Genomic DNA, 22,616 nt, shown 5'->3' on the forward strand with positions numbered 1-22,616 from the left:
TCCCTACAGATCCCCAGCGACGATATCGGCGACGCGCTGGCGGTCGAACAGCTCCCGGTCCACGTCGTACACCTGCGACGCGGCCCGTTCCGTGAGGACCAGATTCGTTATCGGTCCCTGGTACAGTGGCCCGCCGCGGTACACGTTCCCATTCTGTACTGCCGTCAGTTCACTCCCGGTCTGGTCCGATTCGAGGAAACTGACGACCGTGTCTTCGAACTCCGAGCGCGTCTTATTCTCCTGCCCCCGCAGGAGGAGGTACTCAGGATCGATGTCCAGCAGGGTCTCGAAGTCGACCTTGCTGCGGTCGGCGTGGAAGTCCCTGACATCGGTTTTCGCGAACGCATCGCGCACGCGCAGGTCCCGCCACTGTTTGAAACTGGTCCCGTCCTCAATGAGGTACGGGGAGAAACTCGTCGGCTCGTCACTCCCGGCCCACATGATAGCCACTTCCGGCCGGTCGGACTTCGAGTCCGGAATGATGTCGTCCAGACTCGTCTGGAACTCCTCGTGAAGAGACTGGAACGCATCGAACCGGTCGGTTCGCTGGAACGCCTGTGAGAGCTTTTCGAAGGCTTCGTATAGCGTGTAGTAGGTGTAGTCGTGCCACTTGTAGCCCGTCGAGAAGATACTGTTCCCGAAGAAGGGGGCGATCTGGGACTCGATTTCGTCGATATCCGACTGCTCCCAAGACCCGCGGCTCTGGAGGAAGTTCGGGTCCATGACGTGGATGTCGGCATCGATTTCGTAGAACTGTTCCTTCCCGACGCCGCTGTCACCCCACAGCTTCTGAATCGAGTTCCCGTCGACGCTGATGCCCGGTATCTCGTCGTAGTACTGAGTGTGATATCGCGACGGCAGCCAGACTCCCTCCGGTGCATCGAGGCCGAGCGCAATCCCCATGTCTGCCCAGCTGCCGTTGTTTGCGACCCAGACCTTCGGGGCTGACTCGAAGGTGACCTCGCCGACTGGCTCCATCGAGACTGCGTAGCTTGAAGCCGCCGATTCAGTGCTCTCTGTTTGAGTCGACTCCGCAGCCGTCGTCCCGGACGCCGTCGACTCATCAGTTCCGTCGCTACTACCGCTTCCGGCCTCGGACTGACCCGAACAGCCGGCGACGGTACCCGCCAATCCGGCACCGGCCGCAACAATATACTCTCGTCGGTTCATGTCTTTTTAGGCTTGCCTAATTCATTTAAATCTTCCCATATTTAGGCAGGCCGAAACTACCCTGAATCGCCAAACAGCGCCACAGCCCCCGACAGTGAGAATCCACACAAAGTATATCCGTGCGTGCTAACCACACACGAAATATGCAGGAAGCCTGGCTCCAGTTACAATGTCCGGCGTGTTCAGTCGCCTGGGAAGAGCAAGTGTCCGACCTCCCGACCCCGGAGACACAGTTTGCGTGTGACGACTGTGGGGCCGAGCGATCGCTGTCGGAGTTCATGCGGACCACCCGCGATCTGGAAGTACTGCAGGAGTTTACCGAATCTTAGTACCGCGCTCGCGCCGCCGCCTTCCATTCCTCGCCGCGCTTAACGTTGTTCGGAGGGCGGCGCTTGCCCACGCTCGCCAGCCGTCCAGCGAGCGTCCACTCGTCAACGTATTCGACAGTCGAACGCTGTGATGACGCTTTAGCGGCCCGCTGGCGGTCAGTCAGGTGTGCGCTGATCGCAGCGGTGATAGCCGCTGCTTCTGCCTGTGATGCGTCCGCCGGTATCGACAGCGACAGGTCATCCGGGTCTGCGCTATCAGTAGGCAGCGCCGTCTCCATGTCCGATTGTGGTGTATCGCGAGTCGCCATGTTACAGTGGGATGTTGCCGTGGTCTTTCGGCGGCGTATCCTCGCGCTTGCGCTGCAGGAGGTCCAGGTCCTGAATGAGGCGCTTGCGCGTCTCTTTCGGTTCGATAACGTCGTCGAGGTAGCCTCGTTTCGCCGGCCCGTACGGATTGGCGAACTCGTCGCGGAACTCGTCCATCAGCTCCTGACGCTTGGCGTCCGGGTCGTCGGCGTCCGCGATCTCGTTCCGGTAGAGAATGTTGACGGCCCCCCGCGGACCAAGCACTGCCATCTCCGACCCCGGCCAAGCGTAATTCACGTCGCTACCCAGGAATTTCGAGGACATGACGATGTACGCACCGCCGTAGGCCTTCCGGACGACGACCGATAACAGCGGGACCGTCGCCTCGGCGTAGGCGTAGATGAGCTTCGCGCCCCGCCGGATGATACCGTTGTGCTCCTGGTCCGTACCGGGCATAAATCCGGGCACGTCGACGAGCGTGAGGATGGGGATATTGAACGAGTCACAGAAGCGAACGAACCGAGCCGCTTTCTCCGCCGCGTCAATGTCCAGCGTTCCCGCGCTCACGCGTGGTTGGTTAGCGACGACGCCGACCGACTGGCCGTCCATCCGCGAGAATCCCACGACGACGTTGCGCGCCCAGTTCCCGTGGACCTCGAAGAAGGAACCTTCGTCGACGATAGCGTCGATGACCTTCGTCATGTCGTAGGGCTTGCGCGGTGCTGATGGGACGATGTCGGTCACACCGGGAATTTCTCGGTCGGGGTCGTCCCACGGCTTGACCCGCGGCGGGTCCTCCATGTTGTTCGCCGGGAGGTACGACAGGAGCCGGCGGATGTTTTCGAGCGCTTCCTCCTCCGACGGGTATGAAAAGTGGGCAACACCGGATTTGGTGGAGTGTGAGCCCGCACCGCCGAGTTCCTCCTTCGACACCTGCTCGCCGGTCACCGTCTCGATGACGTCCGGCCCGGTGATGAACATGTGGCTGGTGTCCTGCACCATGAACGTGAAATCGGTCAGCGCCGGGCTGTAGGTGGCCCCGCCCGCGCATGGGCCCATGATCGCGGATATCTGGGGGATGAGCCCGCTGGCCTTGGTGTTGCGCTCGAATATCTTGGCGAAGCCGACCAGCGAGTCGACGCCTTCCTGAATGCGTGCGCCGCCGGAGTCGTTGAGTCCGATGACCGGGACGCCGTTCTCGATAGCCCGGTCCATCACCTTACAGATCTTGTCAGCGACGACCTCGCCGACCGAGCCCCCGAGTACGGTGAAGTCGTGGGCGAACAGGAACACCTTCCGGCCGTCGACCTCACCGTAGCCGGTGACAACTGCGTCGCCGGCGAAGCGCTTCTCCTCCATGCCGAAGTTCGTTGACCGGTGCTCGACGAACGGATCGACCTCGTTGAACGTCCCGTCGTCGACGAGGAAATCGATACGTTCGCGGGCAGTCATCTTCCCCTTCTCGTGCTGGGATTCGATACGAGCCTCACCGCCGCCGAGTTCTGCCTCGGCCCGTTTCTGTCGCAGTTCCTCGACCGCGTCGTCGGGGGTGGTCTCGTCGTCTGGTTCTTCCTGTTGACTCATCCTACCACTCCATCCCGCCGTTAACACCAAGTACCTGTCCTGTCATGTAGCTCGAATCCTCGCTGGCGACGAATCTCACGATGCCGGCGATATCTTCGACGCGTGCGAACCGGTCGAGCGGAATCTCCCGCAAAATCTTCTCCTGAACGCGTTCGGGCACCTCCTCTAGCATATCGGTCTTGACAAAGCCCGGCGCGACGCAGTTCGCGGTCGAGCCCGTGTGTCGCTAGTTCGAGCGCAAGCGTCCGCGTAAAGCCGAACAACCCGGATTTCGTCGTCGCATAGTTGGCCTGCCCGATGTTGCCCTGCTGGCCGACGACGCTGGAGATGTTTATCAGTCGGCCGTGATCGGCATCACGAATATCATCATAGAAAGCCTTCGTCCCGTTGAACACGCCGCCGAGGTTGACATCGATCACCGTCTCCCAGTCGTCGCGGGTCATATTCTCGAACTTTTTGTCGATGGTGATACCAGCGTTGTTGACGAGCACGTCCGCGGAACCGAACTCGTCGGCCACCTTCTCACGCATCGCCCGGACTTCATCGAGTTTCGCCACGTCGGCCTGCGCCGCGATAGCGGTGCCGCCGCTGTCGCGGATATCCTCGACGACGGCACGGGCTTCCGCCTTCGAGGAACGGTAGTTGACGACGACGTTGGCCCCGTGAGCACCGAGGTCTTTGGCGATTCCGCGACCGATCCCGCGTGAGGACCCAGTGACGACACAGGTTTGATTATCCAGGTTCATTTGTGGTTGACAGGAGCCCTGTTGCTTCGTACGCTCATCACCTAATCTGGCAAAGCACAGCCAAATAATAGTTCTCCTAATACAACATTAAACGCCAGATTTGGAATATAATGATATGCCGGTTACAGAATAAATGACAGTTAGAAAACAGACTCACGAGGGAAGCAAAGTGAGAACGCCAAATCTTTTAGGATAGCCTAAAGAGGTAGGGTCAGTACATGACACCCGACATCTGCGTGATGGTGCCGACGATTCGAAACCACGAATGTATGCGGTCGTACTTCCAGAACGCCCGAGACCACGGGTTTGATCTGGACCGACTGTTCGTCGTGCTCATCACGGAGGACTTCTGTGACACTGACGCGATGGAACAGATGCTCGACGAGGAGGGCGTCGACGGGGCCGTCTACGACGGGACCGGACGCGAGGCGTGGTTCGAGACCCACGGCGCGAGTGAGTACTCACACCTCATTCCTGAAGCGAGTCACGCCCAGACATCGTTTGGCCTCCTCTACATGTGGGCCAACGACTACGAGTACGGTGTGTTCATCGACGACGACACGCTGCCACACGAGGACGCGGACTTCTTTGGCACCCACATGTCGAATCTGGCCTTTGAGGGCGAGATTGAGACAGTCAGCTCCGACGAACAGTGGGTCAACGTCCTCTACCAGAACGAGGACGAGCACGGCCTCTACCCGCGTGGCTACCCCTACGCCGCGATGGACGAGACGGTGTCGACCGAGCAGACCCGCGTCGACGACGTGGTCGCCTCGCAGGGCCTCTGGACGAACGTGCCGGACCTCGATGCGGTTCGCATTCTGATGGACGGCGACCTGCAGGGACAGGCCCAGACCCGTACTAGCGGGGCGGACTTCGGCGATGACTTTGTCGCTGCAGAGGAGCAGTACCTCACCGTCTGCTCAATGAACCTTGCGTTCCGCCGTGAAGTCATCCCGGCGTTCTACCAGCTCCCGATGGACGACAACGAATGGGATGTCGGCCGTTTCGACGACATCTGGTCGGGCGTGTTCCTCAAGCGGGCCTGTGACGTGCTGGGCAAACAGATCTACAACGGCGACCCGCTGTGTGAGCACAACAAAGCGCCCCGTTCGACGTTCTCGGACCTGACCAACGAGGTCCACGGGCTCGAACTCAACGAGCACGTCTGGGAGATCGTCGACGAAGCCGGTGCGGACGCCGACTCCTACGCCGAGGTGTTCGACGCGATCGCCACGGCGATGGCCGACGGCGATTTCAGCGACTGGGAAAACGGTGCCTTCCTTAACTACTGCGGCGAGTTCATGCTCGACTGGCTGGAATGTCTCGACGAACTGGACGCCGCCGCGACGGAACAGGTCCCCGCAACCGCCGACGACTAGAAAGGCCTAAGTTGTTTAGGCAACCCTAAATCAAACAATGAGTGATTCTAGCGATATGACTGGACGTAACGCGACGCAGTCTCGACGGCGCTTCCTTGCTCTCGGTGGCGCGACTGCCGCGACAGCGCTTGCCGGTTGTTCCTCCATTCTTGGTGGGGGCGACAGCGAAAGTGATGGTGAGGCCGGAACCGCCGCCGGGCAGATTTCCCTGTCGGACTTCCGTGGCTCCGGCCCACTGGTCGCGCAGCGGGAGGCACCCGGCGGGACTTCGATTGAGGACCTGCCGGACCTCAGCGGCGAACTGACGCTATATCTCGGTGGCGGCGAGGGCGGACTCTACCTCGACCTCATTAAGCTGCTCGAACAACGCTATCCGGATTTCACGGCGAACCACAGGCGGCAACCCTCCAGCGATCTCGCAAACAGGATTATCGAGGAGAACGATGCTGGCGCAAGTCCTGCCGACGTGTTCATGTCCGTCGATGCCGGCTCGCTCGGTGCGGTGGCAAACGCTGGCGCGACTACGAGCCTCCCCGAAGAGTCGCTTTCGACAGTCCCCGACGCGTACCAAGACAGCGAGGGTCGCTGGGTGGGCATCGCTGGTCGAGCCCGAGCAATTCCGTACAACACGAACCAGATTTCCGACTCCGATATTCCGTCGTCGGTGCAGGAGTTCCCCGAGGCGGCCGCCCTCGAAAACAGCATGGGCTGGGCGCCGAGCTACGGCGCGTTCCAGTCGTTCATCACCGCGATGCGACTCATTCGTGGTGACGACGAGACGATGTCGTGGCTTCAGGCGATGCAGGACCATGGTATCAGCACCTACGATGACGAGTTCCGCGTCTCTAATTCCTGTGCTGACGGGGAACTGGCCGCCGGCTTCGCCAACCACTACTACACGCTTCGGGTCCAGTCTGCGCGCGAAAGCTCGCCGATCGGCCTCGCGTTCACCGAGGGCGACGCTGGCGCACTCGTCAACGTCTCGGGTCTCGAAATCATCAACGGAACCGACAACGCGGACCTGGCGTCGAGCTTCGTCCGGCACGTCCTCTCGGCGGAGGCACAGGAGTTCTTCGCCACCCGGACGTTCGCGTATCCGATGATTCCGGGTGTCGCACCGGTTGGTGACCTGCCGCGCATCGACGAACTGAATCCGCCAGAGATCAACCTGACCGAACTGGCTGACGTGGCCGGAACCGTTGACTTATTGCGAGACGCTGGCGTCCTCTAATATGGGCACAAAAGACCGGTACGAGCGGCTTCGGGAGCAGGCGACGACATCGGAACGAGACTCGTCGCCGCACACGCTGCTCGCAGTGGTCTCACTGGCAATCTCGCTGCTGTTACTGGCGCCGCTGGTGTGGGTGTTTCTCCGGGCGGGCGAAATTGAGTTCGCACGTGCGGTCGAACTGTTGACGAGCGATACGACCGTCTCGGTGACGCTGAACACACTGGCGCTGGTGACTGGCGTCACTGTCGCATCGATTCTCATCGGCGTTCCGCTGGCGATTCTCACCGCCCAGACGGATCTGCCGTTCAAGCGGTTCTGGACGATTACGTCCGCGCTACCGTTGGTCGTCCCGAGTTACATCGGGGCCTTCGCGTTCGTCTCGGCGTTTGGCCCCCGTGGCGTCCTCGCCGACCTGCTCTCGCCGCTCGGAATCGAGCAAATTCCGACGATATACGGCCTACACGGCGCGATACTTGTGCTGACGCTGTTTACGTACCCGTACGTGTTTTTGACTACGCGCGCGTCGCTGCTGTCGTTCGACGGAACCGTCGTTGAGGCTGCCCGGACACTGAACCACACCCGCTGGGAGGCGTTCCGCCGCGTCACGTTGCCTCAGATCGCACCAGGAATCGCCGCTGGCGCGCTGCTGGTGGCGCTGTATGCGCTTTCCGACTTCGGGACACCAGCGATTATGCAGTACGACGTGTTCACTCGGATGATCTACAACGAGTTCGGTGCTCGCCGGCTTGACTACGCCTCCGTGCTCTCGATGTTATTGCTCGTGATGGCGATTGGCATCCTCGCGGTTGAGTCCCGCCTCAGCGCCGGGCGGGACGGTGCTTACGTCAGCAGCGGCTCGCACCGGCCCGGACTCATCAGGCTCGGCTACTGGAAAGCCCCAGCACTGCTGTTTTGCGGTGCTATTGCGTCACTGTGTCTGGTGTTGCCCATCGGTATCCTGCTCCAGTGGCTCCTGCGCTCCGGCACGGGATACAGCGGCGGTGGCTTCGCGTTCGAAGCGTCTTACGCCTGGAACTCAGTCGGTCTCGCTGCCGCCGCGGCCGCTATTTGTGTCGTGGCGGCGCTCCCGATAGCGTATCTCTCCGCACGCGGCACGTCAGGTGTCTCGTCGCTTCCCGAGCGGGCTACGTACGTCGGCTACGCCGTCCCCGGTGTCGTGCTTGGCCTGGCGCTGGTGTACCTTGGCCTCCGATACGTCCCCTTCCTGTACCAGAGCGTCATCCTGCTGGTGTTCGCCTACGTGATTCGGTTCCTTCCGCAGGCTGTCGGGGCGACCGAATCCTCAATTCTCCAAGTTGACCCGAGCTACATCGAAGCAGCGCGGTCGCTGGGCTATCACCCGCTCTCGGCATTTCGGAAAGTCGTCTTGCCGCTCGTTGCCCCGGGTATCGCCGCCGGAGCGGCACTGGTGTTCCTGACGACCATGAAGGAATTGCCGGCAACGCTGATGTTACGCCCGACGGGCTTCGAAACCTTCGTCACGTACATCTGGCTCGTCCAGGGTGCCGGCTACTATGGACAGGCGGCGGTCCCGGCTCTCGTGCTCGTCGGCCTTTCCGGGCTCTCCATGCTGGTCATTCTTCGACGGGAGGACACAAGCTAATGTCTCGACAAACACGCACACAGCAAACATCGGACTTCGACGACGTGGACGCAGCGGTGGCAAACCCAAACCGGACTGTCCTCGAACTGGACGATGTTTCCAAGGACTACGGTCACGAAGTCGCCGTCGAGAACCTCTCGCTCGACGTGAACGACGGCGAACTGCTGACACTGCTGGGGCCGTCCGGCTGCGGGAAGACGACAACGCTCCGGATGGTTGCCGGGCTGGAACGCCCCTCTGACGGGCAGATATCGATCGCCGATGAAGTCATCGCCGACGGTTCCTCGTTCCGGAAGCCCGAGGAACGAAACGTCGGTATCGTCTTTCAGGACTACGCGCTGTTCCCGCATCTCACCGTCGCCGAGAACATCGCTTTCGGCCTGACCGAGATGGAAGAAGACGCCGTCGCGGAACGGGTCGACGAACTGCTCGAACTGGTCGACCTCTCGGCCCATCACGACAAGATGCCGAGCCAGCTTTCCGGCGGCCAGCAACAACGCGTCGCGCTCGCCCGTTCGCTGGCCCCGGAGCCGGATGTCCTCCTGCTCGACGAGCCGTTCTCGAATCTGGACGTGCGCCTGCGCGTCGAGATGCGCGAGGAGGTCCGCAAAATCCTCAAGCGAGCCGGCGTCACCGCCATCTCCGTGACCCACGACCAAGAGGAAGCGCTGTCGATAAGCGACCGCGTCGCCATCATGAACGACGGAACCATCGCCCAGATCGGCGACCCAGCAGAGGTGTTCGAAAACCCCGAGAGTCGCTTCGTCGCGAGCTTCCTCGGCCAAGCGAGTTTCCTCTCGGCCCGGGTGACCAACGACCGCATCGAGACGGGGCTGGGCTCGTTCGATGTCGAGTTGCTGAACGGGCCGGTCGAGGCGTACAACGGCGCGATGGTCGACGTACTCGTCCGACCTGATGACCTGCAGGCGATGCCGACAAACGAGTCCAAAGCCGATGGCTACGTCGTCCACCGCCAGTACAACGGCCCTTCGTTCGTCTATCGGGTCGAACTCCACAGCGGCGACGTCGTCCACTGCATGCACAACCACGTCGAGACGTTCGAACCGGGCCAACCCGTCGAGGTTGACCTGACCGCTGACCACGACCTGGCCTGGTATCCGACGGAATGAAGCGACTGCGCCAGCCGGGGGTACAGGCGGGGCTGGTGGCACTGCTCGGTGGGCTCATCGTTTTTACGCTCGCACACGTCGTTTTTCCGCACCACACCACTAACCACGATGAGGGTGTCTACCTCCAGCAGGCCGCGATGTTGCTGGAGGGGCAACTGTTCATGTACCCGCCAGTCGAGGAGGCGTTCCGACCATGGTTTTTCGTAGCCGACGGCGGACGGCTGTATCCGAAGTACGCGCCGGTTCCGGCGGCGATGTTCGCCGTCGGGAAGCTACTCGGCGGGTACCGCGTCGCGCTCGGCCTGATTGGGACTGGGGTCCTAGCGCTGACATACCACACCGTCCGCGAGGCGTTCGATGCACGAACGGGGGTGATAGCGACCGTCCTCATGCTCGGGTCGCCGCTCTTTCTCATCGACGCCTCGGTGTTCCTTTCGTATGTCCCGGCGGCGCTCTGGAACCTTGGATTCGCCGCAGCGTATCTCCACGCCGACCGGACCGGGAGCCGAAAGACGGCAGCCTGTGCCGGGCTCTCGATTGGCGTTGCTTTCTTTGCGCGGCCCTACACCGCCGTGCTGTTTGCGACGCCGTTCATCATCCACGCGCTGTGGTCGCTCCGGGCGCGCGACCCGGCGCGGTTCACGCGCCTGTCGCTGACTGCCGTCGGCGGGCTCACCGGCGTCGGCGCGACGCTCGTGTACAACCGCACTGTTACCGGCTCTGCCATGCTGTTCCCGTACGAGGTGTTCGCCCCGGAGGACGGGCCAGGCTTTGGCTACCGTGAGATTCTGGGCTACTCACGGGAGTTCACGCCAGCGATGTCTCTGGACGCGAACGCCGAACTCCTCTGGAAGCTTGCCACACAGTGGGTCGTCGCCGGTCCGCTGGGAACAATAGCGGCTGCCGCCGGGCTCGGGGCCATCGTGCGCCGCGGGATAGACAGCCGACAGGCGGCGCTGGCCGGCGTCCTCCTGACGGTCCCGCTCGGCAACGGCTACTTCTGGGGCACGGTAAACATGCTCGGCGACCTCTCGGACCCGACAGACGGTCTGGTAACCTTTCTGGGGCCGTTCTACCACGTCGATATGCTCGTCCCGCTGACGGCGTTCGGTGCCGTCGGCGTCGTTGCCGTTGCCCGGTGGACGCGGCAGTTGGTAACCGAGCGGATCAGCGCCGACCGTGTTCGCCCAGTCCTGCTCGCGGTGGCGCTCTGTGGCGCGGCGGTAGGCGGCGGCGCGGCCGTCACGACGGCGGCCGACCCGGTCTCAGCTAACTATGAAGTGACTCAGCAGTTCGAACAGGCCTACGAGCCGTTCGAGGAGCGGGACCTCGACAACAGTCTCGTCTTGCTCCCGACACCATACGGCGACTGGCTCAATCATCCGTTCCAGTCGGTCCGCAACGACCCGGGCTTCGACGGCGACACTGTCTATGCGATGCAACACCGCCAGTTCGACGTGGTCGACGCCTACCCAGACCGGAACTATTACCGCTACGTGTTCCGCGGCGAGTGGGTCCCGTATCTGGGGCTGCCCGTCGAGCCGCGACTCCAGCCGGTGTCTGTGGCGGCGGGCCAGACGGTCCGGACGGACGTATCGGCGTCAGTTCCAGAGCAGGCTGCGCTGGTCTCGATACGGCTCACAAGCGAGGGTGAGAACGACTACGCGACGGTTACTGGCGCTGACAGGCTGGATTTGCAACTCTCGACTGATCGGAACCGGACGCGGCTCACCGGCGATGGCATCGACGAGCAGGTCGGCGTGCCGACGCCAGAAGACGGGTCGGTCACGCTCATCATGTTCGTCGACTACGGCACCGGCGCAGGGTTCGAATACCGGGCGGAACTCCCGGTTGCACAGGCGGACGACAGCGTCCGGGCACTGACGCCGCGGCTCGAAGTGTGTAAGGACCAGCGCCGCTGCGGCGGCGAAGCAGCCTACGTCCCGGGCACGCATCGCGACGGAATCAGCATGAACGCAACCACCACAACCGAAGATACGTGAAACCCATCGATGACTGACTACGAACTCACCAGACGTGATGCGTTGAAAGCACTCGGCGCGGCGGGTGTCACTGTCGCCGGCGGCGCGGCGGCGCTCGCTTGGGACAGATCAGGAGACGACGATACTGCCGATTCAGCCGAGGACGGCACTGGCAGGTCTGAATCGGAGTTCGGCGACCACGAGCGCGAGGCGTATCGCGCCGTCGCCGCTATTGTCTACCCGAGCGAGGTAGCGGGCGTACAGGAGTTTGTCGACAGCTACGTCGCCGGGCGGGTCGAGGCAGACCCAGAGCGGGCGACAGAAATGGCGAGTGCCGTTGCGGATCTGGACGCCTACACCCGAGAATGGGAGGACACCGTCTTCACTGCGCTAGACACAGAAACACAGGAAGAAACGCTACGAGGAATGGGTGTCAGTGTCTCCGATCCGGACCCACATGGCGACCCGCGGCACCGCGTACGCTACTACCTCGTCAACGACCTCCTGTTCGCGCTGTACAGTTCACCGACCGGCGGCGAGCTTGTCGGTATCGAGAATCCGCAGGGCTACCCCGGCGGCACAAGTAGCTACCAGCAACCACCGAGCGACCGGTGAGCCGGCTCCCGTCACCGATTTCTTGCTGGGTTACCGGAACCGCTCTTCCAGCGCCACCCGAACGATAGACTTTGCGATGGCGGCCCCGCCGGAGAACGGGTCGAGTTTCGTCTCGCCTTTCCGCTCGTCGTACTCGATAGGACGCTCACGCACGTCGTACCCCCGCATCAGCGGCCGCATGAGGAGTTCAGCCGAGAGTCCGGTGTTCTCAGTCCAGACGATTTTCTGGAGGACCTCACGGCGGTAGGCGCGCATTCCAGTGGTCGTGTCGTGGACGCGCTTGCCCATGAGTACGCTCGCGAGTAGCGCGAACAGTTCGTTCCCCAGTTTGTTCATCGCAGGCATCTGTTCAGCCCCGTAGTACAGCCGGTCGCCGCTGACAACGTCGGCCCCGTCGTTTATTTCCGCGAGGAAGTCAGGCAGACGTTCCATCGGATACGTGTCGTCACAGTCCGTCGTGACGACGACCGGCCGATCCGGTGTCAGCACGGCTTCGCGGACCGCCACGCCGTACCCCTGCGGTTCCTGTTCGGTGACTGTCGCACCGTGGTCGCGGGCAATCTCCGGTGTCCGGTCGCTGGACCCATCAACACAGACGACCTCTGCACGCCCGTCAGTTACTGTCGCGATATCGTCGAGAACAGTGCCGATCGCTTCTTCCTCGTTGTACGTCCCCATAACGACAGCGAGGTCGTCGAACGTGTAGCCGGCCGGTTCTTCGGCCCGCGAACCCTGAATAGCCATTGCTCATCCGTCAGAACCCACGGTTCTTGAATGTTTAGGTTTGCCAAAATCAGTGATCGGCGAGATACGTCTCTAACGGGGTGGAATCCACCCAGAGATGCGTAAACAGATCTCTTGCCCATGAAATGGCGCTGTCCGCTTCGGATATAATCTTCGCTGACGGCCAGGCCCCGTCGAGTTCTGGAAGCGTCAGGATCATCCAGTCATCGGCGACAGCGAGTGCGTACGGGACCGGTGTGACACGAACGGTCGTCTCCTCGTATCGATCTGTATCCAGTGAGACGTCCTCCTTGCCGAGCATCTCGTCGACGACAGCACAGCTCACCACCAGCCTCGAATCAGAGCTGTCTGGCATCGCAGCCTCGTACTCAGGGTGGTAGACGGGCGAGACAACGTCACAACTGGAGACGTTCTCAACGCGGGTGACGACTTCGCGGACGGGGCGGTTGATATCGGTCTGTGTACTACGGATGACCGTGTATTCGTCGAGTTCAGGCAGGCGACACCGGAACGGCTGTGGCAGCACTGACGTATCGTGGGACTCCCAGTACTGGGGAGCCATAGCGAAGAGTTCCTCAAGGCGCTGCTGGCGGTGGATCGTATCTGCAACCAGACGGCCGGTGCCGGTAAGTTGCCACCCGTCATCCATCGAGGTGACCAGACCGCGGCCTTCGAGGTTCGAAAGCGCATCATAGATCGCTGACTCGCTCGCAGTAACTGCTGACAGCAGTTCGTTGGTGGCCTTGGCTCCGGGACACAGTGAACCGATGATATCCGTCCGGACAGACGACGTTCGGACGTACTGAATAAGCGATTCTACGCCCATACTGTCCCCATATACTGTAGGTCATATTTTTCGCACATATCAGTTTCCATTTGTAATGGAATCTTCTTCGACTGGAACACTATTCTCTCGGACACTGGATATTATTGCAGCCAATGTGTCCATCTTTTTTACCGCTTACGACGAAGACACTGTTGCTGTCCACGTACGACCACGTCCCCGCTGAACGCAATGGAGCACGTTGGTCTCGTGGAATTGCCACGTTCGGGCCCGGCGATATCGTGCCTCTGACATACTTCGCCAGCCCGAAGGGTCATGCAATCACCGTGGGTTGCCCGCCCACGGTGCTCATTGTCTCCGCTGTCAACTCGTCCAGCCGTGCCCGTTTATTATGGACTGCTGTCTCTCGTTTCCGGACCGACCGTCTACAATCGGGCAGCAATCGCGAGAAGCACCACAGCCGACTATCTGATCAGTTCTCGGGCGGTTCGTCCGTTCCGATTCGGATCTCGTACGCTTCGATATCCTCGAACGCAGCGACCTGTCCACCGACCTCGACCGGCCCCTCTGCCGTTTCGACGACCAGCGTCGCGACCTCGCGGTTCGAACTGAACGATGCCTGGTCCACTTTGCCTTCGACGACCCGGTGGTCGCCCGTCTCCACATCCCGACCCTCGATAGTCGCGTAGAACTCCCCGTCCAGCGTCACCAGATCGGAGATACAGCGCCTGATTGTCCCGTAGCGGCGCGGGAACGGCAGCCCCTCCCCGTCACTGGCAATCGTTTCGGCCGTCGTCCACAGCACCGTGTTGAGGAACCCGGACACCAGAAACCCGAGTTCCGACCGATTGAAGATGACGCCGTATCGGTCCGTGTCACCACGGACGCTCTCGCGGGTGGCGTACATCGAGTAGTTCCCGTCGGCGACAGCGACGACCGGTGTCGTGATACCGCGACGAGCCTTCACCGTGGTCGCGATGGATTCATAATCGAATCGCGCCGGGTCGGGGGCATCTACGCCCGGCGAAATGAGGATCTCGATAGCGATGCCGGACTGCTTCCGGCTTGCCAGTCTGTCTTCGAATCGCTCTAACAGAGCCGGGGTCAGCGATAGCGTCAGTTCATACTCGGCCGTCTCGATGATGTCTTCGAGATACCGGAGTATCGTCGGCCGAGATTTGACGAGCGAGACAGCTTCGGGCTCTCGGGCGGGTGCCGTGTAGCGCGAGGACAGGTCGTCAACGAGATCATCAAGCGAATCCTGTATTCCCTCGAACGCTTCCCGCGGGTCGATAGCTAGGACCTTCATCGGCCGGGATTCCTTGAGTTCGACCAGCCCGACATCGCTGAGGCTCCGAACCGTATCGTACACCCGGGGCTGTGGAATGTCCGTATTCTCCGATATCTCCGACGCTGTCAGCTCACCGTGTTGCAGCACGGCCAGGTAGGCTGAAATCTCGTACTCGCCGAGATTGAACCGCGCAATTACCTGTTCGAGCGATGCTTCCAAGTCGTCACTAGACATAGTGGGGCGTTTGCGAGTCGAGTACTAAGAACTTCGGCACTCTCTTCAGCAGACACTTTCAGGATCAGTCACACGCGTATCCGCTACTGTTCGTCGCCTTGTCACAGCGGCCGCCTACCGCTGCAGACTCCGATTGTTCGAGCTGCCACGAGAAAAAAACTGCGCGCTATCGGTGCGTTCTAGTAGGAGCTAGAAATCTGGGAGACGACGTCTGCGGGCGCAGCACCAGAGTTCAGCGATGAGATAGCGGATTCGAGCGAGGACTTGACTGCCGGCGGTGCGGCCAGACCGTGTGCGACGGACGGCGGCTGGGCCTCACTGTTCTGGAAGTCCGCTATCTGGTCCTTGGAGAAGTCGTTGAACGGATCGGTGTTCACGTCAGTCCGCGGCGGAATCGACCCCTTCTTCGGGTTGAAGATCTCCTGTGCCTCCGTCGTCCCGACGAACTGGCACCACAGCGTGGTCGCTTCCGGGGACGGGTTGTTGACCGGATACGGGAACGAGTCCATGTTGAGCGCGTAGTAGCCGTCGGTGCCCGGGAACGTCACATGGTCCCACTCCTCGCCGTACGTGAGGTCGTTCGTGATGTACGTTCCTGCCGCCCAGTCACCCTGGTGGAGGAACGCCGCTTCGCCGTTGATGACCTGATTGTTGGCCTCGGTCCAGGAAATCGAACCGGCGTCGCTTGGGATGTAGTCGAGGTAGGACTGCGTGGTCTCGACTGCCGACTCCAGCGCGTCGCTGTTGGCGTCGACTTCGCCGTTCTGGAAGATGGCGCTGTAGGTCTCAGCGTCCGTTTCGCCGAGGAGAACCGTCGCGAACATCTGGAAACTGGACCACGGCGACCCAGTCTGGTGTGCCATTCCGGTGTAGCCGGCCTCGTCGACCGTTGCCATTGCGTCGACAAGGTCGGACGGTGTTTCGAGGGAGGTCGGGTCGACCCCGGCATCCTCGACAACCTCAACGTTGTAGAAGAGGTTGTTGATCCGGTGGATGTTGAGCGGCACCGTCACGTAGTTTCCGGCGGGCTGGGCCGCGTCTTTGACACCCTGGAGGTATGCGTCCTCCATGCTGTTCTCTGCCCACACGGAATCGCCGATGTCCTTCAGCAGGTTCGCGTCGGTGAAGGGGAGCAGATTGTTTCCGGGCCAGGCTTGCCACGTGCTCGGGTGGTTGCCGTTTTGCACCCGTGTCCGGATGTTCGCCTGCAGGTTGTCACCTGCACCACCGGCGATAAGGTTCTCGTCGAACGGCACGTCCGGGTGTTGCTCCTTGAAGGCGTCCATAACGGACTGAATCGCTTCCAGTCCATCGCCTTCACCCCACCAGTGGGCAACCTCAAGTGTGCTGTACTGTGTCCCGCTGTCAGTACTGCTGTCACCGCTGCTGCCGTCACCACTGCTGCCGTCAGTTCCCTCACCGCTGCTGCCGTCACCACTGCTGCCGTCGCCGCCGTCACTCCCACCGCAGCCAGCGAGCGAGGCCGCACCTGCTGCACCAGCAATCCGAAGAGCGTTACGCCGCGTCAACCGTCTGTTTGAATTGTCATCAGCCATGGTTGCACCAATACCTCATAATTCCTTATTGAAGATTCGTACTTAATACTTCTGTATAGCGAAAATCACCATTTGACATTCAGGCCAACCGAGGTAGATTAGCTATATGTGCCGATTTTTCGGGTTTGAGCGGTGAAACAAATTAATCGTATGTGAGTAAATACCTCACTATCTTACATCTGTTAGCTTACATGTACCCGGCAGATCCCATTCTAGAGGGGGTGTATCAAGGCCAGACTGCGACCAAAAAGCTCGGGCGCGGTTCGGCCCGAGGACTTACAGCGAATCGAACTCGACGACTGCTTTTATCTGGTCGTCCCCGTCCTCGAAGGCTGCCTCGACATGCTCCGGGTCGGTGACCGTCGTGACCAGATCATCGAGCAGCCATTCCGGAAGCTCCTGTAAGGTCTCGACGGCGTCCTCGAAGTGCGAGACGTGTGAGTTGACCGTCCCGATGAGACACTTGTTGTGCAGGACGATCTCGTTGTGTAGCGAACCGCCATCGACTTCAAACTCCCACGGCTCAGGGATGCCGAGCAACACGCCGACCCCATTCTGGTCGAGCGCCTTGACCGTCTGGAACGCGTGGGGGGCGAACCCGGTCGCCTCGTAGATGTAGTCCATCGCCTCGTGGGCATCCGGGAGTTCGTCCACCGGCGTCTCGCGAGAATCGACGTACGTGCTCCCGATCTCATCGATGATGTCGACAGTCGGGTCGGGACGGTCTCGTCGACCGACACAGTAAGTGCGGTCGTACTCCTGTTCAAGCATCCACAGTGTCAGCAGACCGAGCGAGCCGTTGCCCAATACACAGGCGGAGTCCGGTCGCCAGTCGAACGGTTCCCGCGTCGCATAGGCGTGCTCGTTGGCCTTCTCGGTGATCGAAAGTGGTTCGACGAGGAAGCCGTGCTCGGCGACTGCCTCCGGAACGGGAATGAGGAAATCCGCTGGCGAGGTGAAGTACTCGGCCATGAAGCCGTGGTCGCCGACGATCCCCCGCTCCGTGTACTCGCCGTCCGGAGCCATGTCAGGTTCGCCCCGGCGGAAGTACTCGTTCGTTTCGCCGTTTGGTTTCCGCCGAACAGTCGGCGCGACGACCTGCCCCGCCTCGAGCCCCGTGCCATTGGGCTCTTCGACGACGCCGATCGCCTCGTGTCCGAGAACCATGTGGTCTGCCCCGTCAGGGAACCCGCCGTGGGACCCGTTCAGGACTTCGTGGTCTGTACCGTCAACACCAACGCGGAGTGTCCGGACGAGTGCCTCGCCTGGGTCAGGCGACGGTCGCTCCCGCTCTAGGAAGTTGTGGGCCGTCGTCGTCCCGCGTAACACCAATCACTTTCATGCCAGGCAGAGAGTGAGAACACTGGGGATTAAGTCTTTCTTCAGGTCTCTGTCTCACCGATGCTGACGGCTGCACCAGTTTCGCTGGAGCGGTAAATTCCGTCCATCACGCGCTGGACTCGCAGTGCCTGTTCGACGGTGTTCACCGACGGCGGCGTCCCGTCGCGAACTGCCGAGACAAACCGTGCCTGCTCCGTTCGTTGCGGGTCCGAGCGTTGGGTCTCGATGTCGGTCGTCCGGTGGTGCATCCGGCCGACATCGGCCGTTTCGAACAGCAGCAGTGACTGGTCCGCAAGGTCAAGCTTTGCGCCTGCGTCCGTCCCCCGAACGTAGTACTCCTGGCTGTCCGGTCGGTTCGTCGCCCACGCGACCTCTAGGGATATCGTCGTACCGTCACCACAGCGGATGAAGGCACTCGCAGAGTCGTCGACGCTGAACTCGGCTGCGCCCTGATCTTCGCCCCACATCTCGACGTAGGCGTACTCTTCGTCGACCCCGAACTGAGCGCGGGTGTCACCCGACACCTCAACGACGTCTGGATGGCCAGCAACGTGTAGCGCTAGGTCGATAGCGTGCGCGCCAATATCGATGAGCGACCCGCCGCCCGCCACGTCGTTGCGCGTGAACCACGACCCCCGACCGGGGACGCCGCGGCGTCTGATGTAGTTCGCTTCGATGTGTGACACCTCACCTATCTCACCCGCGTCGCGGTAGCCCACCAACGTCTCGACCGGATCGGCGAATCGCTTGTGGAAGCCGACCATACAGAACCCATCGGCCCCTTCAGCGGCCGCGGCGATCCGTTCGGCGCTTTCGAGCGTGTGTGCCAGCGGCTTCTCGACGAGTACGTCCAGCCCTGCCTCAAGCGCCTCTACGACGTACTGCTCGTGGTATCTGTTCGGCGTCGTCACCAGCACGGCATCGACGGACCCGAACATCGCGGCGGCGTCCTCGTACACTGCGGCGTCGTACGTCTCGGCGAACCGACGGCGCGCATTGGCATCGACGTCGACGCCCGCCGCTATCGAGACCGGCTGGTCGAGCTGTTGGAGGTTAGTACAGTGAATGTCCGCGATGTTTCCCAGTCCGATGATGCCTATCCGAACGGTCTCAGTCATTGGTAAAAGTTGTCACCGAGTTGAATTAATACAACTGCTTTTCACGCTCTTCGCGTTCCTCTTCCTGTTCCTGTTTCGCCTTCTCGTGCCGTCGACCGCGCCGATACTGGATTATGCCGGGGACGATCTTGTTCTTCAGGTCAAGGATGAACGACACGATACCGTACGCCCAGAAGAAAAATAGCACGAGCATTCCGCTCCAATACAGCATCGCGAGGTGGCTACTCATATCAGTCGTCTGATTCTACTTCGCTACTGGATGCAGTACCTTCGGCCTCGTATGGAATGAGGTCGTGGACGATCGCCTCGCCGGTTGCCGAGTCGAACAGGTGGACGTTCCGCCGGTCGATAACGACCCCGATCTCATCGTCTTCTTCGAGATCCGAGTCGGGATCGATACTCATCAGTAACTGGTCGTTTGTCGCCAGTTCTTGGGACATCGACGTTTCGCCGTCGCCCAACAGCAGGTAGGCGAATATCTCGTCACCCATCGGTTCGAGAATGTCGGCCGTCGCCGTAATCATTCCCGACGGGTCGGGGACCTCCGACTTGAGTTCGCCCGGATAGATGTCCTCCGGGCGGATGCCGAGCGTCACGTCGTCACCGACTCCAACGCCCTCGATGGACGACGGATTGAACTCGAGAGAGAAGTTCGGCGTCTCCAGTGCGTTCTCGGTGACTGTCCCTTCGACGAAGTTCATCGACGGCGAGCCAATGAACCCGGCGACAAAGAGGTTGTCTGGCTCGTTGTAACAGGTCAGCGGCGGGTCGATCTGCTGGAGCTGCCCCGAATCGAGGACGGCGATCCGGTCGGACAGCGTCATCGCCTCCTCCTGATCGTGGGTCACGTAGATGATCGTCGTGTCCAGCTCCTTGTGCAGGCGCTGGAGCTCCGTTCGCATATGGACCTTGAGCTTCGCGTCAAGGTTCGCCAGCGGCTCGTCCATCAGGAACACGTCGGGCTCGCGCACGATGGCGCGGGCGATGGCGACGCGCTGACGCTGTCCACCGGACATCTCTTCGGGCATCCGGTTGAGCATCCCCTCTAGCTGGACGATGTCTGCGGCCCGCTCGACCCGACGGTCGATCTCGTCCTGTGGGTAGTCCCGTAGCCGCAGCCCGAAGGATATGTTGTCGTACACGTCCATGTGTGGGAACAACGCGATGTTCTGGAACACCATCGCGATGCCGCGGTCTTTCGGTGGCAGGTTCGTCACCTCGCGGTCGCCGATGTATATCTCACCCTCGGTCGGGATGGTGAGCCCGGCGATGGTCTCCATCGTCGTCGACTTTCCACAGCCGGATGGGCCGACGAAACAGATGAACTCGCCGTGGGCGATATCGAGGTTCATGTCGTCGACCGCGGTGACAACGTCACCCTGGTCGTCGTAGCGTTTCGTTACGTGTTCGAGTCGTACTCTTGCCATTGTGTTACTCCTTGAGTGCGCCTGAGGTCAGTCCGCTGACGATGCGTTCCTGTGCGACGATGACGAGGATGACGACGGGGAGGACCCCGACGATGCTCGCGGCCGCCATGAGGTTGTACTGGGTCGTGTACTGGGTCTGGTAGCTGAGAATCCCGCCGACGATTGGTGACCATTTCGCCGCCTCCGGTGAGGTCGCCATGATCGAGCTGAAGAAGTACTCGTTGTAGACGGCGATAAACGTCAGCACGGCCGCGGTCGCCACGCCCGGCGCGGACAGCGGCATGATGACGCGGAACAGCGCACCTAATCGCGTCGTTCCTTCGACCCGTGCGGCGTCCTCCAGCCCGTCGGGAATCTGGCCGTAGAACGTCGTCAGGATGAAGATAGACAGCGGCATGAACAGCGCACTGAACGGCAACACCATCGACCCGGGCGTGTTCAGCAGCCGTGGTGGGGTAAACAGCGGAATGGACGTGAACGGAACCGTAATCGGCGCGTTGCCGGCGAACGCCTGAAACAGCGGGATGACGAACGCGGCCGGCGGGAAGTAGCTGATTGCCAAGATACCGAGCATCAGCAGTGCGCGGCCGGGGAATCGAAGCCGGCCGAACACGTAGCCGGCGAGGCTAGCGACGAACAGCACGATGACCGTCGTCGTGACCGCCAGTGCGAAGCTATTCAGCATGTACAGGTGGAACGGCACCTGTTCGAAAACTGTGATGAACGCGCCCGGGTTGAAGCCCTTCGGAACCGGCAGTGGGAACGTCCCGCTGACGCCGAAGAGGTTCACTGTCGGGAGGAAACTGCCCGAGAGCAGGTTTCCTTCGGGGGTCACCGCCAGTACGATGAGCCAGTAGAAGGGGAATAGCGTCGTCACCAGGAAAAACACCATCGCCGCGTAAAACAGCGCCCGGTACACTTTGTCCGGGTTCTGGATGGCGCTCTGGGTCCAGCGCTGTAGCGGTCCGTCGCTCGACTGCTCCTGGGTGTCGGTTGGCGTAGCCATGTTAGATCGCGTCCTCCCCTTGCCAGGCGATGAGTCCCATCACGACGATGCCGATAATCGCGGCCGTCACGAACGCGATGGCCGCGGACGTCCCCTCGCGGGTGGTGAACGTCGCGACGACCATACACGACAGCGACGGCACGACGGTACAGCTCGACACCGTATCGATGATGCCGTACACCCGCATCGCCTGTACCGACCGGAACAACACGGCAACGCCGATAGTCGGCAGGATGAGCGGGAACGTGATGAGCTTGAACTGCTGCCACTTCGTCGCGCCGGCGACCTTCGCCACGTCGTACAGGCCCCGGTCGATGCTCTGGAGTCCCGCCAGAATGAGCAGGGCCATGAACGCCGAGGTCTTCCAGATGTCGGCGACGATGATGATAAACGTCGCACTTGCCGTGTCGTTGAGCGTGTTCGTCGGCGCGAGCAATCCGAGGTCAGCAAGCGGTGGCGTCAGGAACCCGACGTTCGAATTGAACATCAGGAAGAAGATTATCCCTTGGATGACGACGGGGACAGCCCACGGAATGATGATAGCCGCGCGAATCCACCGTCGACCGTAGAAGTCTTGATCCAGGATGAGCGCCTGTCCGAGACCGATGAGCGTCTCGAACAGCACACTTGTGACGGCGAAGATTATCGTGACGACTAGGGCGCTGTTCAGCAATGCACCTAAGCCAAATCCTTCAGGAAGGAACGTCGTTCCGCCCGGCAGGTACCGGTTCTTTGCTCCGGTGAACAGCTCGACGTAGTTCCCAGCGCCGACGAAGGTGGTGCTTGAAAAGTCAGCCGAAAGCGCGAACAGCGACAGCTCGAAGGTCCGCAACAGCGGGTATAACGCGACGACACCCAGAAGCACGAACACGGGAATCAACAGCAGATACGCGTACTGCGTATCGCTGAGATTCTCCATCCAGCGCATCACGCTGACGAGCGCCCCCGAGCGTCTGGATTCACGGCCGGTTTCTGTACTCATTTGGTTACCTCCGTCCGTCGTTTGAATGTGTCAT

Annotated in this window: 19 protein-coding genes and 2 pseudogenes; 7 read left to right on the plus strand and 14 right to left on the minus strand. The window is 61.2% G+C overall.

Features of this window, described 5'->3' with window-relative positions; genetic code table 11:
- Positions 1-3: 3 nt before the first annotated feature.
- Complete coding sequence (locus tag ACODNH_RS18125) at positions 4-1,170, minus strand: ABC transporter substrate-binding protein (protein ID WP_434530725.1); 1,167 nt, start codon at positions 1,168-1,170, stop codon at positions 4-6.
- Positions 1,171-1,313: 143 nt separating this feature from the next.
- Here ACODNH_RS18125 and ACODNH_RS18130 point away from each other — a divergent pair, with 143 nt between their 5' ends.
- Positions 1,314-1,499, plus strand: coding sequence for a hypothetical protein (locus ACODNH_RS18130; protein WP_306706690.1), 186 nt, complete (start codon positions 1,314-1,316; stop codon positions 1,497-1,499).
- On the opposite strand, the gene ACODNH_RS18135 is transcribed toward ACODNH_RS18130, so the two are convergent.
- From ACODNH_RS18135 to ACODNH_RS18145, 3 genes and pseudogenes are all read right to left on the minus strand, one after another.
- The gene (locus ACODNH_RS18135) at positions 1,496-1,807 is read right to left on the minus strand and encodes a hypothetical protein (protein WP_434530726.1); all 312 of its coding nucleotides are present in this window, start codon (positions 1,805-1,807) and stop codon (positions 1,496-1,498) included. The two genes, ACODNH_RS18130 and ACODNH_RS18135, sit on opposite strands and share 4 nt — an antisense overlap.
- 1 nt (position 1,808) lies before the next feature.
- Positions 1,809-3,389 carry an acyl-CoA carboxylase subunit beta gene (locus ACODNH_RS18140; protein WP_434530727.1) on the minus strand — a complete coding sequence of 527 codons (1,581 nt, stop codon included), beginning with the start codon at positions 3,387-3,389 and terminating at the stop codon, positions 1,809-1,811.
- A gap of 1 nt (position 3,390) precedes the next feature.
- Positions 3,391-4,135 (minus strand): annotated as a pseudogene (locus tag ACODNH_RS18145) (beta-ketoacyl-ACP reductase).
- A gap of 218 nt (positions 4,136-4,353) precedes the next feature.
- Between ACODNH_RS18145 and ACODNH_RS18150 the strand changes: the two are divergent.
- The 6 genes from ACODNH_RS18150 to ACODNH_RS18175 are packed head-to-tail and all read left to right on the plus strand — an operon-like array spanning position 4,354 to position 12,099.
- On the plus strand, positions 4,354-5,517 hold the full coding sequence (locus ACODNH_RS18150) for an alpha-1 4-glucan-protein synthase (RefSeq protein WP_434530728.1): 1,164 nt from the start codon (positions 4,354-4,356) through the stop codon (positions 5,515-5,517).
- A 55-nt stretch (positions 5,518-5,572) separates the two neighbouring features.
- The gene (locus tag ACODNH_RS18155) at positions 5,573-6,748 is read left to right on the plus strand and encodes an extracellular solute-binding protein (RefSeq protein WP_434530729.1); all 1,176 of its coding nucleotides are present in this window, start codon (positions 5,573-5,575) and stop codon (positions 6,746-6,748) included.
- 1 nt (position 6,749) lies between these two features.
- Positions 6,750-8,372 (plus strand): ABC transporter permease, encoded by a 1,623-nt coding sequence (locus ACODNH_RS18160; protein WP_306706702.1) that lies wholly within the window; start codon positions 6,750-6,752, stop codon positions 8,370-8,372.
- Positions 8,372-9,502 carry an ABC transporter ATP-binding protein gene (locus ACODNH_RS18165; RefSeq protein WP_434530730.1) on the plus strand — a complete coding sequence of 377 codons (1,131 nt, stop codon included), beginning with the start codon at positions 8,372-8,374 and terminating at the stop codon, positions 9,500-9,502. Before ACODNH_RS18160 ends, ACODNH_RS18165 begins: the two co-directional genes overlap by 1 nt.
- Positions 9,499-11,505 (plus strand): ArnT family glycosyltransferase, encoded by a 2,007-nt coding sequence (locus ACODNH_RS18170; protein ID WP_306706706.1) that lies wholly within the window; start codon positions 9,499-9,501, stop codon positions 11,503-11,505. The genes ACODNH_RS18165 and ACODNH_RS18170 overlap by 4 nt, the downstream gene beginning before the upstream one ends.
- A 9-nt stretch (positions 11,506-11,514) precedes the next feature.
- A complete protein-coding gene (locus ACODNH_RS18175) occupies positions 11,515-12,099 on the plus strand; it encodes a gluconate 2-dehydrogenase subunit 3 family protein (RefSeq protein WP_306706708.1) in 585 nt (194 codons plus the stop codon).
- Between the two features lie 30 nt (positions 12,100-12,129).
- Here the strand turns inward: ACODNH_RS18175 and ACODNH_RS18180 are convergent, their stop codons facing one another.
- The 10 genes and pseudogenes from ACODNH_RS18180 to ACODNH_RS18225 form a co-directional block, all read right to left on the minus strand.
- Positions 12,130-12,843, minus strand: a complete 714-nt coding sequence (locus ACODNH_RS18180) for a dolichyl-phosphate hexose transferase (protein WP_306706710.1) — start codon at positions 12,841-12,843, stop codon at positions 12,130-12,132.
- A 49-nt stretch (positions 12,844-12,892) separates the two neighbouring features.
- Positions 12,893-13,669 carry a helix-turn-helix transcriptional regulator gene (locus ACODNH_RS18185; protein ID WP_306706712.1) on the minus strand — a complete coding sequence of 259 codons (777 nt, stop codon included), beginning with the start codon at positions 13,667-13,669 and terminating at the stop codon, positions 12,893-12,895.
- A 430-nt stretch (positions 13,670-14,099) separates the two neighbouring features.
- Positions 14,100-15,152 carry an HTH-type sugar sensing transcriptional regulator TrmB gene (trmB, locus tag ACODNH_RS18190; RefSeq protein ID WP_306706714.1) on the minus strand — a complete coding sequence of 351 codons (1,053 nt, stop codon included), beginning with the start codon at positions 15,150-15,152 and terminating at the stop codon, positions 14,100-14,102.
- 179 nt (positions 15,153-15,331) lie between these two features.
- Entirely contained in the window at positions 15,332-16,708 is a 1,377-nt protein-coding gene (locus ACODNH_RS18195) for an ABC transporter substrate-binding protein (RefSeq protein ID WP_306706716.1), read from the minus strand.
- Positions 16,709-16,984: 276 nt separating this feature from the next.
- Positions 16,985-18,050, minus strand: a pseudogene (locus ACODNH_RS18200) (glucose 1-dehydrogenase).
- Between the two features lie 40 nt (positions 18,051-18,090).
- A complete protein-coding gene (locus tag ACODNH_RS18205; protein WP_434530731.1) occupies positions 18,091-19,167 on the minus strand; it encodes a Gfo/Idh/MocA family protein in 1,077 nt (358 codons plus the stop codon).
- Between the two features lie 25 nt (positions 19,168-19,192).
- The gene (locus ACODNH_RS18210) at positions 19,193-19,396 is read right to left on the minus strand and encodes a hypothetical protein (RefSeq protein ID WP_306706722.1); all 204 of its coding nucleotides are present in this window, start codon (positions 19,394-19,396) and stop codon (positions 19,193-19,195) included.
- 1 nt (position 19,397) lies between these two features.
- The gene (locus ACODNH_RS18215) at positions 19,398-20,594 is read right to left on the minus strand and encodes an ABC transporter ATP-binding protein (protein ID WP_306706725.1); all 1,197 of its coding nucleotides are present in this window, start codon (positions 20,592-20,594) and stop codon (positions 19,398-19,400) included.
- A gap of 4 nt (positions 20,595-20,598) precedes the next feature.
- The gene (locus ACODNH_RS18220) at positions 20,599-21,600 is read right to left on the minus strand and encodes a carbohydrate ABC transporter permease (protein WP_306706727.1); all 1,002 of its coding nucleotides are present in this window, start codon (positions 21,598-21,600) and stop codon (positions 20,599-20,601) included.
- A gap of 1 nt (position 21,601) precedes the next feature.
- Positions 21,602-22,582 (minus strand): carbohydrate ABC transporter permease, encoded by a 981-nt coding sequence (locus tag ACODNH_RS18225; protein ID WP_306706729.1) that lies wholly within the window; start codon positions 22,580-22,582, stop codon positions 21,602-21,604.
- Positions 22,583-22,616 lie beyond the last annotated feature (34 nt).

The organism is Haloarcula sp. NS06 (assembly GCF_051122755.1).
Classification (GTDB): Archaea; Halobacteriota; Halobacteria; order Halobacteriales; family Haloarculaceae; genus Haloarcula.

Coding starts and splice junctions, on each gene's coding strand:
- ACODNH_RS18130 (WP_306706690.1), top strand. CDS start 1,314: ATGCAGGAAGCCTGGCTCCAGTTACAATGTCCGGCGTGTTCAGTCGCC.
- ACODNH_RS18135 (WP_434530726.1), bottom strand. CDS start 1,807: ATGGCGACTCGCGATACACCACAATCGGACATGGAGACGGCGCTGCCT.
- ACODNH_RS18215 (WP_306706725.1), bottom strand. CDS start 20,594: ATGGCAAGAGTACGACTCGAACACGTAACGAAACGCTACGACGACCAG.
- ACODNH_RS18195 (WP_306706716.1), bottom strand. CDS start 16,708: ATGGCTGATGACAATTCAAACAGACGGTTGACGCGGCGTAACGCTCTT.
- ACODNH_RS18160 (WP_306706702.1), top strand. CDS start 6,750: ATGGGCACAAAAGACCGGTACGAGCGGCTTCGGGAGCAGGCGACGACA.
- ACODNH_RS18225 (WP_306706729.1), bottom strand. CDS start 22,582: ATGAGTACAGAAACCGGCCGTGAATCCAGACGCTCGGGGGCGCTCGTC.
- ACODNH_RS18125 (WP_434530725.1), bottom strand. CDS start 1,170: ATGAACCGACGAGAGTATATTGTTGCGGCCGGTGCCGGATTGGCGGGT.
- ACODNH_RS18180 (WP_306706710.1), bottom strand. CDS start 12,843: ATGGCTATTCAGGGTTCGCGGGCCGAAGAACCGGCCGGCTACACGTTC.
- ACODNH_RS18220 (WP_306706727.1), bottom strand. CDS start 21,600: ATGGCTACGCCAACCGACACCCAGGAGCAGTCGAGCGACGGACCGCTA.
- ACODNH_RS18155 (WP_434530729.1), top strand. CDS start 5,573: ATGACTGGACGTAACGCGACGCAGTCTCGACGGCGCTTCCTTGCTCTC.
- ACODNH_RS18210 (WP_306706722.1), bottom strand. CDS start 19,396: ATGAGTAGCCACCTCGCGATGCTGTATTGGAGCGGAATGCTCGTGCTA.
- ACODNH_RS18150 (WP_434530728.1), top strand. CDS start 4,354: ATGACACCCGACATCTGCGTGATGGTGCCGACGATTCGAAACCACGAA.
- ACODNH_RS18170 (WP_306706706.1), top strand. CDS start 9,499: ATGAAGCGACTGCGCCAGCCGGGGGTACAGGCGGGGCTGGTGGCACTG.
- ACODNH_RS18185 (WP_306706712.1), bottom strand. CDS start 13,669: ATGGGCGTAGAATCGCTTATTCAGTACGTCCGAACGTCGTCTGTCCGG.
- ACODNH_RS18205 (WP_434530731.1), bottom strand. CDS start 19,167: ATGACTGAGACCGTTCGGATAGGCATCATCGGACTGGGAAACATCGCG.
- ACODNH_RS18165 (WP_434530730.1), top strand. CDS start 8,372: ATGTCTCGACAAACACGCACACAGCAAACATCGGACTTCGACGACGTG.
- trmB (WP_306706714.1), bottom strand. CDS start 15,152: ATGTCTAGTGACGACTTGGAAGCATCGCTCGAACAGGTAATTGCGCGG.
- ACODNH_RS18175 (WP_306706708.1), top strand. CDS start 11,515: ATGACTGACTACGAACTCACCAGACGTGATGCGTTGAAAGCACTCGGC.
- ACODNH_RS18140 (WP_434530727.1), bottom strand. CDS start 3,389: ATGAGTCAACAGGAAGAACCAGACGACGAGACCACCCCCGACGACGCG.